The 14,693-nt window shown below is 60.7% G+C and carries 12 protein-coding genes; 4 read left to right on the forward strand and 8 right to left on the reverse strand.

Translation table 11 applies throughout. The features are described 5' to 3' along the window. From MKK55_RS16995 to MKK55_RS17005, 3 genes are all read right to left on the reverse strand, one after another. On the reverse strand, nucleotides 1-1,223 hold a 1,223-nt coding region (locus tag MKK55_RS16995; protein ID WP_243936651.1), incomplete at its 3' end, for a DUF2252 domain-containing protein. A gap of 162 nt (nucleotides 1,224-1,385) precedes the next feature. Continuing rightward, nucleotides 1,386-1,682, reverse strand: coding sequence for a hypothetical protein (locus MKK55_RS17000; RefSeq protein WP_243936653.1), 297 nt, complete (start codon nucleotides 1,680-1,682; stop codon nucleotides 1,386-1,388). Further along, nucleotides 1,675-2,352 (reverse strand): AAA family ATPase, encoded by a 678-nt coding sequence (locus MKK55_RS17005; protein ID WP_147764658.1) that lies wholly within the window; start codon nucleotides 2,350-2,352, stop codon nucleotides 1,675-1,677. Before MKK55_RS17005 ends, MKK55_RS17000 begins: the two co-directional genes overlap by 8 nt. Before the next feature lie 203 nt (nucleotides 2,353-2,555). Between MKK55_RS17005 and MKK55_RS17010 the strand changes: the two genes are divergently transcribed. After that, nucleotides 2,556-2,870, forward strand: a complete 315-nt coding sequence (locus MKK55_RS17010; RefSeq protein WP_243936655.1) for a hypothetical protein — start codon at nucleotides 2,556-2,558, stop codon at nucleotides 2,868-2,870. Next, complete coding sequence (locus MKK55_RS17015) at nucleotides 2,857-3,834, forward strand: site-specific integrase (RefSeq protein ID WP_243936658.1); 978 nt, start codon at nucleotides 2,857-2,859, stop codon at nucleotides 3,832-3,834. Before MKK55_RS17010 ends, MKK55_RS17015 begins: the two co-directional genes overlap by 14 nt. Before the next feature lie 135 nt (nucleotides 3,835-3,969). Here the strand turns inward: MKK55_RS17015 and MKK55_RS17020 are convergent, their stop codons facing one another. Both MKK55_RS17020 and MKK55_RS17025 read right to left on the reverse strand, forming a co-directional pair. Further along, nucleotides 3,970-4,233 (reverse strand): hypothetical protein, encoded by a 264-nt coding sequence (locus MKK55_RS17020; protein ID WP_243936660.1) that lies wholly within the window; start codon nucleotides 4,231-4,233, stop codon nucleotides 3,970-3,972. A gap of 2 nt (nucleotides 4,234-4,235) precedes the next feature. Then, nucleotides 4,236-5,000, reverse strand: a complete 765-nt coding sequence (locus MKK55_RS17025; RefSeq protein WP_243936662.1) for a Crp/Fnr family transcriptional regulator — start codon at nucleotides 4,998-5,000, stop codon at nucleotides 4,236-4,238. 646 nt (nucleotides 5,001-5,646) lie between these two features. Between MKK55_RS17025 and MKK55_RS17030 the strand changes: the two genes are divergently transcribed. Continuing rightward, entirely contained in the window at nucleotides 5,647-7,335 is a 1,689-nt protein-coding gene (locus tag MKK55_RS17030; RefSeq protein WP_243936664.1) for a methyl-accepting chemotaxis protein, read from the forward strand. An 87-nt stretch (nucleotides 7,336-7,422) separates the two neighbouring features. Here MKK55_RS17030 and MKK55_RS17035 read toward each other — a convergent pair whose 3' ends face one another. Both MKK55_RS17035 and MKK55_RS17040 read right to left on the reverse strand, forming a co-directional pair. Beyond that, complete coding sequence (locus MKK55_RS17035) at nucleotides 7,423-7,590, reverse strand: hypothetical protein (protein ID WP_243931862.1); 168 nt, start codon at nucleotides 7,588-7,590, stop codon at nucleotides 7,423-7,425. Between the two features lie 101 nt (nucleotides 7,591-7,691). Next, complete coding sequence (locus MKK55_RS17040; RefSeq protein WP_243936666.1) at nucleotides 7,692-8,210, reverse strand: MucR family transcriptional regulator; 519 nt, start codon at nucleotides 8,208-8,210, stop codon at nucleotides 7,692-7,694. A gap of 167 nt (nucleotides 8,211-8,377) precedes the next feature. Between MKK55_RS17040 and ctrA the strand changes: the two genes are divergently transcribed. Beyond that, complete coding sequence (gene ctrA, locus MKK55_RS17045) at nucleotides 8,378-9,079, forward strand: response regulator transcription factor CtrA (RefSeq protein WP_243936668.1); 702 nt, start codon at nucleotides 8,378-8,380, stop codon at nucleotides 9,077-9,079. A 203-nt stretch (nucleotides 9,080-9,282) separates the two neighbouring features. Here ctrA and MKK55_RS17050 read toward each other — a convergent pair whose 3' ends face one another. After that, on the reverse strand, nucleotides 9,283-11,325 hold the full coding sequence (locus MKK55_RS17050) for a putative bifunctional diguanylate cyclase/phosphodiesterase (RefSeq protein ID WP_243936670.1): 2,043 nt from the start codon (nucleotides 11,323-11,325) through the stop codon (nucleotides 9,283-9,285). Between the last annotated feature and the right edge of the window lie 3,368 nt (nucleotides 11,326-14,693).

Raw genomic sequence — 14,693 nt, forward strand, 5'->3', positions numbered from 1 at the left:
GGGATCTCGCCCTTCATGTTCTTCATCTGCCGCACGTAGAACGGGCGGTCGGCGATCGTGGTCCAGCCGAGCAGCGGGTCGCCGACGCCCTGGAGCAGGCGCTGGCCGTAGATCACCCGCTCGCCCTCGTGGCTGGCATAGGGCTCCGGCATGCCGGGCAGGTAGGGGGCGTGGGCCGGGCGCACCGCCTCCTTCACCTGCAGGAAGAGCACGTCCTGGTCCGAGTTGCCGCAGAGCAGCGCCACGTAGGCGCGGGTCCCGACGCTGCCGACCCCGACGACGCGGTGGGCGACGTCGACCACGTGATAGCGGTTCAACATGAACCTGCGCTCGCGCGGCAGCGTCTCAGCATAGCGTTCCAACCCGGACGTCACAGCTTCGCGCGTGGCATCATCAACCCGAACGAGGATCGGCGCATCCTCGCGGAACCGCCAACCACCATCTGTACGACGTTCCCCGACGCGGGCCAGCAGACTCTGATTATTTTTCCGCCGAGCCTTCTCAACGGCCTTGGTCACGACCGCTTGAGAGCGTGCATCGATCTCGATCCCGGCGAAGACAAGATCGTCGGCTCGCGATGCGGACTGCCAGACTTCGAGCGATCCGCGAGGGGCAAGATCGTTCATCGTGTGCTGGTAGCCTGCCACGGCGCTCAGCGTCGCCTCCCGACGCTCAGGTGGGGGCACGTCAGCGTCGCGAGCTGCCACCTCGATGCTCGCACAGAGCCGCTTGAGATCCCACTCCCACGGTCCAACTGTGACCTCATCGAAGTCGTTGAGATCCAATACGACATCGCCTTGTGGGGTGCCGAACAAGCCGAAATTGGAAATGTGTGCGTCCCCGTTCAAAACCACATCGATTGCGGTGCGAGGACCATGAGCGAGGTCCCAGGCCATGACCTGAGCAGCCCCACGCAGAAAAGCGAATGGTGAGGAAGCCATGCGGGCGATGCGGAGAGGAATGAGGTGCGATTGCCGGCCCTCATGTGCTGCCTCGATCAGCATCACCGGGTCTGGACGATCCGCGCTAACATTCAGTACGGAATGAGCTTTATGAGGAATTTCGATACGTAGGATTTTGCCGGCGGTGCGCCGCTTGTCCCACGGCTCCACGCCCGAACGCAGCTCGATATGCGGAAAGTCTGCCAATGGCTCCAGGACCGCTTCTTCAGCGGCTTTGACCAAAGCCTCTTGGTGATCGTTGAGCAGTGGTGTGGTGTTCATAAAGTGTGCTGACCGCTCCATCGACCTCAACCGCTCGCTGCAAATGAAGCTAGCGGCACGATGGCAAATTGAAAGCGCCGGACTAACGTTGACCGAGCGGAATGCCGGATCACAGGCGGGAGCGGGAACGCGTAGCACGTCAGTCCAACTCTGGTGCACCTCTTACCGACTGTGTTTTGCAAGAATTTCGTGCATGGCTTCGGTGACCAGCGCCTCGATGGAGTTACCTGCCCGGCCGTGTTCGGCAACCAGCTCGCGGGACAGGCTACGCACCTTTGCGATGAGCTCCCGGTCCAGCCACACCGTGAACGCCTGTCGGTTTTCGCGATGGTCGCGCACTTTAGGTGTAGGTATACCTAAACCTTGAAGTTGAGGTGTAGATTTAAGTTGAGGTGTAGGGTCTAGGATAGGCTGCTCTCCAACCACGAACGATGCGGACAGGCTCGGCCGCTTAGCCATTCTGCTTCTCCGTCCGCTTGCGTTTCACCTTGATACCCACCTGCTTTGCTACCCAACGGAATAAAGCATCGATCTCCTCAGCCCCTTTTCCGTTCGGCTCGATCTCCTGGATCGTGCTGCCGTCGATCAGGCAAGACTTGTAGCCCTTGCGGTGACAGATGAAGGGCGCACCATGCTCGCGACCGGTCGGGATACCGCGGGAGACGAACCCCGCAGCCGCCTCCTTCACATCCTTCTTCGCACCGCTCACATCCACATCAGTGAAGATGACGAAGTTCGGCTTGCCCAGGCCCTTGGCCATCGTATGTGAGGTCGGCACGGCATCCATGTCGGCCAACGACGTGCGCGATGGGATCAGCACAAGGTCGGACAACTCAGCCGCTCGCTTGCCCATGATCTCGGCTTTACCCGCCGTATCGATCAGGACCAACTCGGCACCCTGCTTCTCGAACTCGCGCAGTGTGGGTTCAAGGAAGTCCGGCGTCGTCTCTGGCCTAACCGGCGGCCCGTCCGTCTGCCTTCGTGTGGACCACATCCGAAGCGTCGCCTGAGGATCGGTGTCCACGATCGCGCTCAGAATACCGGCGTGGTGGGCAGCCACAGCGAGGTGCGCCGTGAGCGTGGACTTCGTGCTTCCGCCCTTCAAACCCAAGATCGTGACAACCCGCATCGACTCACCTCCGGCGCGCTTTCTAAAACAGTGTAGGTCTAAGGTCTAAAGATACCGTTTAGCTTGACCTATAGGTAAACGGTTTAGGTTTACCGTTTGAGTTTAGGTGTAGGTTTACAGTGTACGCATTTGCGGTTGGCATTGATGGCGTGTAAGTTCCGATAAAAGGCATTCTCGGAAGTTTTAGCCGGTAGGCGGTCTCAATGGCAGCGATCGTTCTGATAGATGGGACCAACGGCGAGTGCCTTCCGGTGAAGCCGGCCTATGGCTCGCCCTGCAATGGTTGCGGCTACTGCTGCGCAACCCAAGCCTGCGGCGTGGCGCTCGATCACATTCCCGGCCATCCGGCCGAGGGCGCGTGCCAGGCGCTGGAATTCGAGGACGGTCAGTTCCTCTGCGGCATGATCCGCCGGCCGGGCCACTACATGGGCCTTCCGAACGATTGGGCGGACGACGTGCTGGGCGACATGATCGCGACGGCCCTCGGGGCCGGAAGGGGATGCGATGCGGAGTTCTGAAACCCCGATGCAATCCGTCGCGGTTCTCCCTAGCCCTGGCAGCAACCTGCCGGCCGACGCCCTCGCACTGGTGCGGGACTATCAGCGCGCCTCGAAGGCCAAGGCCACGGTCCGCGCCTATAAGTCGGATTGGGCGGCCTTCATGGCTTGGTGCGACGGCCACGGGGTCTCGTCGCTGCCGGCGGCGCCCGAGACGGTGGCGGCGTTCCTCTCGCACGAGGCGGCAGCCGGGCGGGCCTCGTCCACGATCGGCCGGCGGCTCGCAGCCATAGCCTACGCACACAAGCTCGCCGGCTACCCTGACCCTGGCGCGCACGAGACGGTGCACGCGGTCATCAAGGGCATCCGGCGCCGGCCGGACATGCAGATCCGACAGAAGACGGCCGCGACCGCCGAGGTGCTGGCGGCCATGCTCTCGCACGCCCCGCCTGGTCTCGCCGGCAAGCGGGATCGCGCCCTGCTCGGGCTCGGGTTCGCAGGCGCCTTCCGCCGATCAGAGTTGGCGGCGCTACGGGTTTCGGACCTGACGGACCATGCCGATGGCCTGCGCGTGTTGATCCGGCGCTCGAAAACCGACCAGGAGGGTAGGGGAGCTGAGAAGGCGATCCCGCATGGCCGACACGTCCGGCCGGTGGCTCTTGTGCGAGAATGGCTCGCGGCGGCTGAGATCACGGACGGGCCGGTGTTCCGGCCGGTGTCGCGGTCTGGGCGCATCCAGGCCGAGGCCCTGACGGATCGCAGCATCGGAGACATCGTGAAGCGGTATGCCGGTGCGGCGGGGTTTGATCCGGCCGCGTTCGACGGGCACAGCCTCCGCGCCGGGTTCGTGACGACGGCGGCCGAACGTGGGGCCGATCTCGCGCGCATCATGGAGGTGTCAGGCCACCGCGATCCGCGGACGGTGCTCGGGTACGTTCGGCGGGCGAACGCCTTCAAGGATCATGCCGGGAGCGGGTTCCTGTAGAGGGTGCAATCCCAGCTCGACTAGGCTGTGCGGGGCGATCTGAGCCAGGATCACCGGGTTCGAGGTAGCACGCTGGCGCGCCAGGACGGTATTGGAGCATCCGAGTGAAACGGACCTTCAACGCGGCAGCTTCAGTCATGCTTTCCGGTGCTGGCGCAGCCATCGCGTTGCCTCCTCCAGCGTGTCGAAGATCGGCGCTGAGATACCAACGAGGCGTCCGAAGGCCGCCTCCACGAACCAGCCCGGGCCCACCTCGTGCTCGGGGGTATCAAGGCGCACCAGCACGGCGATCAGCAGGCCGTTTGCCAGGACCAGACGCCCTTCCCGATCCGGGCTGCCCGTGTCAACCAAGATCGGCTGCAGCACGAGCAACGTCTCGACGTTGTCGTGCGCATCCATGACTAACTTTCCCGTAGCTGGTTCAACCACGGCTCGCTCCGGCGTGCGCCCCAACGAGTGTTCTTGAGGTGGAGGTAGTTCGGCGTAAAGCCACAGAACGACTTGAGCCGCTCGATATCATGGATCGTCAGAACCCGTCGTTTGATCGTGATCAGGCCGAGATCACGAAGCTCTCGAAGCGTACGGTGCACGTGAACGGCGGACAAGCCCATCGCATCCGCAAGATCCACCTGCGTGAACGGAAAGGGGTAGCTGTCGTTCGTGACCTTCCCGACCGCATTGAACCGGACCAGCAATTCGCAGAGAAGATGAGCGAGACGCTGCTCTGGGGTACGGCCACCGAGATTGACTAGCCACTCGCGCAGCACCGCTTCATCGACGAGGGCGCACCACCAGAAGGCCCGTGTGATCTGGGGATGGGCCTGGGTAATCTCCTCGATTGCCCGACGCGGGATATCGACCACATGACACGCGGAGATCGTGCCGATGTTGTGGTCCATCTGATCGAGGATGAATACGTTCAGATCGCAGAAATCTCCTGGAACCAGCAGTGCCATGATCTGGCGCTTGCCGTTCGGGAGCACCTTGTAGCGGCAAGCGAGGCCATCAAGGATCAGATGGACGTTCTCGGGTTCGTCGCCTTCTCGGACCAAATCGACCCGTGCACCGACCTGCCGAATGCGTGGCGCCAAGCCATCCAAGGCTCGGCGATCGCCATCCGATAGGTCCTCGAAGCCTTCCAGCTTCCGGATGAGCACCTGATGCATCTCGCCTCGATAGAAATAAACCGAAACGACTATGTCGGAAATCCAACATCTCAAACTGTCTTTTGATGAAAAATTCTACTTCACGTCCATATTCTCCCTACAACCACGCAGCATTTGCAAATTTACGGGCGCGTGCAGCTGGGATCGTGCCCTCGGCCTTCTCGCAAGAAGTCCGTGACACAGCTCCGACAGTCCACGTCCGGCGACGCCTACACATCTGCCGTCAGTGCCGGGCCGGTGACGCAACCTGACCCAATGTGACGATAGAGCGCTGGAGGCTGATAACACCGGTTATCGGCCCTCCCCACACCCACGATGCCCTCCGCTTAGCCAACGGCTAAGCTGTTCAGCCCGTTATGAAACAGCGTCTCAGGCAGCGGCACGACCTAGCCGACGCGTTACACCTTGACCCACGTATGCCTGTCCGGCGGTATTGGTTCATAATGCCGATAGCCGATGGCAAAGCTTGGTCCGCATCAGCGTCGCTGAGTTGCCACGAGCCTAGTCCTCAAGCGCTAAGTGGCTAGACCTGAAAAGAGGCTGATGGCGCCTATTTGAGCAACGATCTAGTAGTTAAATTATTAACCATACTGCGCTTATTGTCGAGATTGGCCCATACTATCTTTAGACCGATCGGACGTCGTTCGTGCGCTTAACTTCAATCTCGATCAAGGCGAAACTCATCGCCGCCTTCGCTACGCTTTGTTCCCTGATGCTGGGGGTAGGTGCTGTTGGGTTATGGGGTATTACAGATCTGAGCCGAGAGAACGCCAACCTTGGACGCAACACTGTTCCGAGCGTGCGCTACGCGGGCGAGTTGCGTGGCAACGTCATCGATGTGCGGGTTAGCGTCGTCAATCACGTACTCTACGCTGAGCCCAGCCGCATGGCCGCTGAAGAGCAAGCTTTGTCGGAGAAGATGAGACTAGTCGAACAGGCCGCTGATGCCTATGCGCCGCTCGTCAGCCTACCGGGCGAGCAGGCGATGTTCGATACCTTCAGGCAAGAATGGAAATCTTTCATCGCGGCGGTCGATGGTGTCCTTGCGCATTCACGCGCCGGGAAGAAGGACATCGCACAGAACGAGATGACCGAGCGTGTGCGTCCACGCATCAAGGTAGCAGCCAAGGCGCTGGATGACATTCTGGCACTTAACAATGCGGCGGGTGATGCCGCTGTAGCGCAGGGCGAGGCGACCGCCCAACGGGTCCAAACCTCGATGATTGTGATCGGTCTCGCGAGCGTCGCCTTCGCTGCTGTGCTCGCAGGACTCATGATCTGGAGCATTGGCAAGGGCATCCGCGCCGTGCTTGCTCCTATGGGCCGTCTCGCCTCAGGGGATCTCGCTGCCGACATTCCTTATCAAGGCGTCCGCACTGAGATGGGTGCGATCGCCGATGCCGTGCAGGTGTTCAAGGACGGTCTGATCCAGATGCGGTCTCTGGAAGAGGAGACCGTGCAGGCCCGTCTGGCTGCCGAGGAGCAGCGCAAGGCCGGGATGCGGCAGATGGCTGACGGCTTCGAGGCCGCAGTTGGTGGGATCATCGGCATGGTGTCATTATCGGCGACCGAGCTGCAGGCCACGGCCCAGACGATGACCGCGACGGCGACGGAAACGGCGAGCCAATCCACGACCGTGGCCGCCGCCGCCGAGGAGGCCGCCACCAACGTCAACACGGTCGCCGCAGCGGCCGAAGAGCTTGGCTCATCGGTGCAGGAGATCAGTCGCCAGGTCGATGGCTCTGCAGCCCTCGCACAGCAAGCTGTCACCGAGGCCGATCAAACCGGAACGCTGGTGCAGGAATTGAGCACGGCGGTCTCGCGCATCGGCGACGTGGTCGGCATGATCTCCACCATCGCCGGACAAACCAACCTTCTGGCGCTGAATGCCACGATCGAGGCGGCACGTGCCGGTGAAGCGGGACGAGGCTTCGCGGTGGTCGCTGCCGAGGTCAAAGAGCTGGCTTCGCAGACGGCGCGGGCGACCGACGAGATTTCGGGACAGATCGCACGCATCCAGGCGTCCACCGGTCAAGCCGTGACGGCGATCGGTGGCATCGCCGCGCGGATCCAGGAGATCAGCAGCGTGGCAACGTCCATCGCGGCGGCGGTTGAGGAGCAGGGCGCGGCAACGCAGGAGATCGTGCGCAACGTCAGCCAGGCAGCGATGGGTACAGGCGAGGTCACGAGCAACATCGCCGGCGTGGCCGGTGCGGCCGAAGAGACGGGCGCTGCGGCGAGCCAGGTGCTCGGCGCGGCCTCGGAGCTGTCGCGTCAGTCCGAGACCCTTGCAGCTGAAGTCGGACGCTTCCTCGCCACCGTTCGAGCAGCTTGATAGGATCAATGTGTAACCGCCTCGGTAGGCCTTAGGGCCTATCGAGGTTTACGATGCCGATCCGGCCCGAGCGCCGCTCGTCAGAAGCTAGGCCTGACCGTCCTCGGCCGCCTTGTCCGGATCGTTCGGCTTCTTTTGAGCCTCGACCACCGGGTCTTTGTTCTCAGGCTCACCGCCGGTGGTTGGATCTGGGACGTTCACGCCCGTGATTGGCACGGTGGGTGGAATGGTAGGCTCGTGATCGCTTCCAGCCATGACCTGATGCTCCCTTCCCGAAGGCACCGTTCAGACGGCGCTTGGAATGCGGCGGAGCTGTGAAGGTGTACTCCAGCGCATAAAATGGTTGCTGAGCAGCCTCAAGCCGTCTCGGCGGCCTTCTTCCGGCCCTTGGCCTGCCCGAAGCGGGTCTTGAGCGCCTCGGAGATCGTCTCTCCCGTATCAGCAGCCTTCGAGGCCGCCTTGCGTCGCTGCTGGCCGAGGCCGAGTGAACGCGCCAGTTCGGAGCGCTGCGCGGAGTAGTTCGCCGTCGTCATCGGATAATCGGCTGGCAGACCCCATTTTGCGCGGTAGGCTTCGGGGGTTAGGCCCCGCAGCGTTAGGTGACGGCGCAGCGTCTTATAGGATTTACCGTCCTCGAAGCTGATCAGCGCATCCGGCGTGACCGACTTGCGGACTTGTGCCGGCGTCGGCTTCTCAACTTCGGGCGATACAGGTGGCACCTGCCTGCCGAGGCCGGTAAGGGAAGCATAAACGCTAACGATCAAGTTCGGCAGCTCGCCAACTTGAACGTGGTTGTTCGAGATATAAGCCGAGACGATGTCCGCAGCCATTGCCGTAAAGTTGAACTCTACAACTGCTTCTACTTCATCTGACATGAATTATCCTGCTTCGAAAAACCGCTTTAAACCAGACTAATCGGAATATGACCGGACAACAAGCCAAGGCGGCGTGACAGGATCATCGACACAAGCCAACATTTGCAGAGCAGCATTTTGTTAAGGATAGTGGGTTAGGAGTTTTTAACTTTTTTGGGAATTGAGCGATGCGAGTTCTGCTGATCGAGGATGATGCGTCGGTAGCGCAGAGCATCGAGCTGATGCTCAAGACGGCAGGGTTCAATCCTTTCGTCACCGATCTCGGTGAGGAGGGGATCGATCTCGGTAAGCTCTACGATTACGATATCATCCTGCTCGACCTGAACCTGCCTGACATGTCGGGCTACGAGGTGCTTCGCCGCCTTCGCCTCGCGAAGGTGAAGACGCCGATCCTAATCCTGTCGGGCATGGCCAGCATTGAGGACAAGGTGAAAGGCCTTGGCTTCGGTGCTGACGACTACCTCACCAAGCCGTTCCACAAAGACGAGCTCGTAGCGCGCATCCAGGCGATCGTCCGCCGGTCGCAGGGGCACATAGACGCTGTGGTGACTGTAGGCGACCTTGCGGTAAACCTCGACCGGAAAACCGTCGAGATTGCTGGACGCCTTGTTGCCTTGACGACCCGCGAGTACCAGATGCTCGAACTTCTTACTTTGCGTAAGGGGACGGCGATCACCAAGGAGATGTTCCTCAACCATCTTTACGGCGGCATGGACGAGCCGGAGGTGAAGATCATCGATGTCTTCATCTGCAAAATGCGGAAGAAGCTCGCCAACGCTAGCCAGGGCAAAAACTACATCGAGACCGTTTGGGGCCGCGGCTACGTAATTCGTGACGGTGTGCCCGAGACGCGGGCCATGGCGACCTGAGCCATCTGCCGGCAAGCCGCGTCCGTACTCCGTATCGCACCGCGCAGCTCCCTCATCCGCCGTCAGTTCCAGGTTGATGACGCAATCTAACTTCCGTCTGAAGCATCGACCTCGACAGTAGGGGACGCTGTTTTAAGCGCCGAGCGATGGGCGACCTGTCCGCGGTCCCTACGCCTGACCGATCGCCGAATGATGCCGCTTAGCTATGCTGCCGCCGCCTGCGTGCCCGTGATATAGGCCCGCGCGTCTCCGGGCAGCAGCGGGCGACTGAACAGGAAGCCCTGCACCTGCGTACAGCCCTCTTGCCGTACCAGCTTGAGCTGGTCGACCGTCTCAACGCCCTCGGCCACGATGCCCATTCCCAGCCGTTCGCCGATGCCGACCACAGCCCTCACAATCGCAGCGGCATCAGGATCGGCAATGTCTCGGATAAAGGACCGGTCAATTTTGATCTTGTCGAAGGGAAAGCGGCGTAGGTAGCTCAACGAGGAGTAGCCTGTGCCGAAATCGTCTAGTGCGATGACTACGCCGAGTGCCCGGAGCCGGTGCAGGCACGCCAGCACGCCGTCCGCGTCCTGCATCAGCACGCTTTCGGTCACTTCAAGCTTCAGTCGGTGCGCGGGTAGCCCTGTAGTAGCCAATGCGGAGAGCACCGCTTCCTCAAGACCGCGGCGGAATTGTACCGCTGAGACATTGACTCCAATTCTTATAGGCTTGGGCCACGTCAACGCCTCACGGCAAGCCTCCTGCAGCGCCCAGGCACCAAGCGGAACGATCAGTCCGGTTTCCTCTGCGAGCGGAATGAACTCGCTTGGCGAGATCGTACCCTGCAGCGGATGCTGCCAGCGCATCAGTGCTTCGAAGCTTACCACAGCGCCAGTCGTAGCTTCGACGATTGGCTGGTAGACAAGATGGAACTCGCCGCGACGGATCGCCTCTTTCATGTCGAGCCCAAGCTGACTGCGCGTCGCAATGCGGTTGCCCACATTAGGGCAGAACTCTCGATAGGTGTTTCGACCTGCTGCCTTGGCCTCATACAAAGCAATGTCAGCGCGTTTAAACAAATCGTCCGTACTTTGATCGTTCTCGTCGGCGATTGCAAGTCCAATACTTACGCCGACCTCAATCGTTTGCTCATCAAGACAGACCGGCTTGCCGACGGCTTCAATCAAACGCTCGGCAAGACAAGCCGCCGCACCAGGCTCGTCGAGGTAATCGAGCACGATTGCGAACTCGTCGCCACCAATGCGGGCGACCGTGTCGTAGGGGCGGAGCACCGCTTGCATCCGCTCAGCCACGACACGCAGCAGGGCATCGCCGACAGGGTGGCCCAGACTGTCGTTGACAGCTTTAAACCGGTCGAGGTCGCACATCAGCACGGCGAAGGGGCTGTGCGTACGTGTGGTTCGAGCAATGGCTTGGCTAAGACGGTCGTGAAGCAGAGCCCGGTTGGGCAGGCCGGTCAGAGTGTCGTGCAGCGCCATGTGAGCAATCCGTGCTTCGTTGCGGCGGCGCTCGGTAAAATCCTCAAAGGTTGCTACCCAACCCCCACCGGTCATGGATCGGAAAGAGGCTGCGATGATGCGTCCATCGGCGAGTTCTCGGTAACTTGGAACTGGATGCTCGTCTTGGAGAGAAATAGTTGTTCTTTCGCATAGCTGGTCGATAGTAATCTCGCCTCGGTAGCAGCCAGCTTGAAATAGCTTCTTGACAATTTCTCGGTGCGTTAATCCAATTATTATATCACTGGCAGCGAGGCCAAATATATCGTAATAACGTCGGTTTACCATAACAAGCCGCGAAGCTGCATCGAACATGCATAGACCCTGGGTCATGTTCTCAAGCGCAGCATCGCAGCGCCGGATCTGTTCCGACAGAGCTTCCTGCGTTTTATGCTCAGCAGTTACATCGCGACCCACACCACGGTAGCCGATGAAGCATCCGTCTTGCGAGAAGATCGGACGTCCGCTGACACTTAGCCATCGTGTTACCCCGTCAGGGTGGCCATAAGGGTAGGCGAAGTCGCGGAACGGCCTGTGAGCCTGCAGATCGTCGGCATAGGGCTGCCAGAAGGCCTTATCGTCGGCATTTTCGGCAATCGCCTTACGACTGAGACCAATCAGTTCAGCAACCTCTCTTCCGAGGAAGCGTTTGGTACTTTCAGAAAAATAGCTGAAGCTTAGAACGGCATCTGTTTCCCAGAACCAGTCCGAACCGATCTCAGCAAAATCTTCAAGCGGACTCATTAGCATAAAGGCACTCAGTGGCAGCCATGATGATATTTTCTAAACGTTAATATTTTATCAAATATAAATGCTATATATTTAGGCATGAAAGGTGAGCTTGGGTCGACAGAGGGCTACAACAAGAATATTGGAGTAGTCAGAGATGAATTGTCTGTGCACACAGCGCCACCCACACCAATCCTTGGCAAAGGACAGCTGCCTTAGATCGGACAGATTTGGGTGCAACCAATCAACAAAGTCAATGAGCGGCGTCTCTAAGACTGCAATTGAAGCTGTTCAACCACCTGATGATTGGAGCGTTCGCGGGCGGTCTAGTCGCAACCGCCGTGGGTACGGCGAGCGCTGTCGTCGGCTTCTGATCGCAAGAATGGCGATAAAAGTCTGAGGTGTGAGCGGCGGGGTGAGAACCCTGCCGTTTCTACGCGTTGGGCCCGTTCAGAATACAGCTCGTTAGTCTTTCATGCGACGAGAACCATCACGGCTTGGCACCGAGCGACCCCAGCACTTTGGGTATCGCGCTCCACGACGGCGATGTTCGCGTCGATTGAGACGGTGTTGTCGCCCTTTGCACGCCACCACGGGCCTTTGGTTGCGATCGCCGCCTCGTTCGGGGTTCCCGGAGTGGGATCATCAGCGCTCGACCGCGAACGTCCATTGCGGGCCGCGTGCCGTATCGTCGTTGCTGCGTTCTCCCAATTGCGCCACGCCCCAGGGCAGACGATAGCGCCCTGTTGCCTGCGGCGGCGACCAGACGTTCACATCGGTCCGTACTGGTTCCTCTGCGGCGGCCGTCTCGGACCCTGCCGAGGAGACCTTCGGCGGAACCGGGGACGTCCGTCGCAAGGCGAGGGTAGTCGGGCGCCGCGGGGGAAGAGGCACAAGACCAGGAACGGCCGGAAGGACGGTCCCGGACGCGGAGACGGTCGAAGGCTGAGTCTGAGACGAGTCCAGTAGTGATATAAGCGGCTGATCCGGCCCATCCACGGGCGACACCCTCGAAGGCGGGGTGGTCCAACCCTCGTTCGGACGGCTCGAATTTACCGCCCCTTGGAGGGAAACAATAGCCTGGGCTGCTTCCTGCAGACCGGCAGGGCTTCCCCCTGGATCCGGCATCGCATCAGTTGGAGCTGCAGCGATCCGCGGGCGGACCGTGCGATCGAGGCCGGGTTGCAGCGCCCATGCACCGAGAATGACAAGGCCAGCCGACAAAATGGCTGCGAGGCCCCGTCCCGCGGTGATCCGCCCGCGGCCAACGGCGCTTGCAGCTACGACGTCAGACACGACGGCGACCGGGGTTACTCCCAGGGTCTCAAGTTGTGCATGCGTCGATGCCGCTGCCGTTTCGGAGTCCGAAATCCCGCCGGCCGGATCAGTCGAACAGGCGACCGGCTGCTGGTCTGCCGCCGTCGGCCCATCAGGATCTCCTGCGGCAGAAACCAGCGTGACTGTGACGATGTCGGGTGCCGCATCGACTGGCAAATCCGAAGCGGGCTGGGCGGGGAGACAGTCGCGGGCCTCCAGAGTAGACGCGGGCAACGATCGCACCACACAGGTCTGTCCCGCAGCCTTAGAGGACGGGCGTGACCCAGACGTTCGACGCGATCGGGCCGGGGGCTTGCGGCCCTTGCGCTTCGCGCGTGCACGCGTCGGCAATGCGACACCGGGCACGAGAGGCCCCGCTCCGGTCAGTCCATTCTGCATGCTCAAAGACTCACCTGCCTCGTGCGTGGCCGAACGTCACGCAGGATCTCGGATCACCCGACGACAATTACGATCCCGCCGAGACCCTGGAAAACCTGGTAGTCGCGGACAAGATGGGCGATAAATAGGCAGTTTTTACGGCATCTCCAGATTTCAGGTAATCGGACCAACGTGATGGAAAAATCGATCCTGTCGAATGACTAAGCGAACAACCCGTCTAGGGGTGCAAAAGGTGAAACAGCTATCACGACGCCTCGGCGGCTCGGCCTTGAACGGCGCATGGCAGCGGCGGTGAGGTGCATCGGCACGGAACTGGGGAAAACCCCGATCGACCTCTGGTCGGGATGGGGATCGAGCCTCAGTTTACGTGGTCCGACGCCCCCGCCTTCCCCCGCAGCGTCCTGATTTGGGGAGGCTAGGGAGGCAAGCAGTCCAAGCAATGGCTTTGCCTCCCGGCGATCGGAGTGTGCAGCATCAACGACTTAGCCCGTATACGGGAGGCTAGGGACGCTAGGGAGGCAGTTTCCCACCCTACGCATGAGACGGTTCGGAGCGACGGTTCGGAGCGACGGGTATGCCTTGCCAAAACTCTCTCATGCGTAGGGTAGGAATTATCCTCCCTATCCTCCCTACACTCCCGTTGAGAAGAAAAAGAGAAATAAAGAGAGAGGCTTAGGAAGGGCTGATTTTACGGGAGGCTGGCGGATTCCGCAGACCCTACCGTCCCTATCCTCCCGTACGAGGGTCTCTGGGTATGGCGTAGGCCAACCGATGGCATGCTGCGCGCTGCGATTGAGGCCGAAACCCAGGCTGCCGGCGAGATCGATACCTGCACCACCCACCCGTGCGAGTGCGTCGTCGCCTCGGCCTAGCCGAAGCACGATACGACCGAGGCGGCGAGATTGCCGGTGACGCGCGAGCGGGTCGGAGGATGATTAGACGCGTCCGCGGAGGTGGTTCACTGCCGCCCGTGCAACGGTCGGGCTATCGATCTAGCTGATCGCCTTCGATCAGCACCCGGCGGCAGCAGCGGCGGGGCATCGGCACGGAAACGGGGAAAACCGTCGTCTACCTCTGGCCAGGACTGACGTTTGAACGTCAGTTCGTGCCATCTGACGCCCCCGCGCGCGCACAGCGGCTTCTCACAGGGAAGCTGAGGATACTAGGAGGCTACGTCGGCCTGCTGCCACCCAGCGACGAGGGTGAACTGGATCAAGGACTTAGCCTCGATTTGGGGGGTAAGGGCAGCTAGGGAAGCGTTTTCTCACCCTACGCATGAGACAGTTCGACGTATGAGGTACAGGGGCACCCCTTTTTCTATCTCTCATACATACCCGAGAAAATACCTCCCTCTTATCCTCAGACTCCCAAAAAGAAGAAAAAGATGAGTTATAAGAAAGGGATAGAGAAGGGTTGAACCATGGGATGCGCGCTGATCGGCAGCCTCCTCCCCGCCCCATCGTCCCAACTGCGGGGCTGAACGCTCGGTGTTGGCCGCGGTGAGCCCTCGACGGGCATCGAGCCCCCGATCGCCATTGGAGCAGGCGAGCATCCCATCCGGTTGACGAAACGCCAAAGCTTGGTAGCTTTGCGGCCATCCTCTGAGGAGAGGAGACACGGCCCCGTCGCATGACAGCGCGACCAGCCTCCGATCGTCCAAACCGGCT

Origin of the sequence: Methylobacterium sp. J-059 (assembly GCF_022829485.1) — a bacterium.
In the GTDB taxonomy this organism is placed as follows: domain Bacteria; phylum Pseudomonadota; class Alphaproteobacteria; order Rhizobiales; family Beijerinckiaceae; genus Methylobacterium.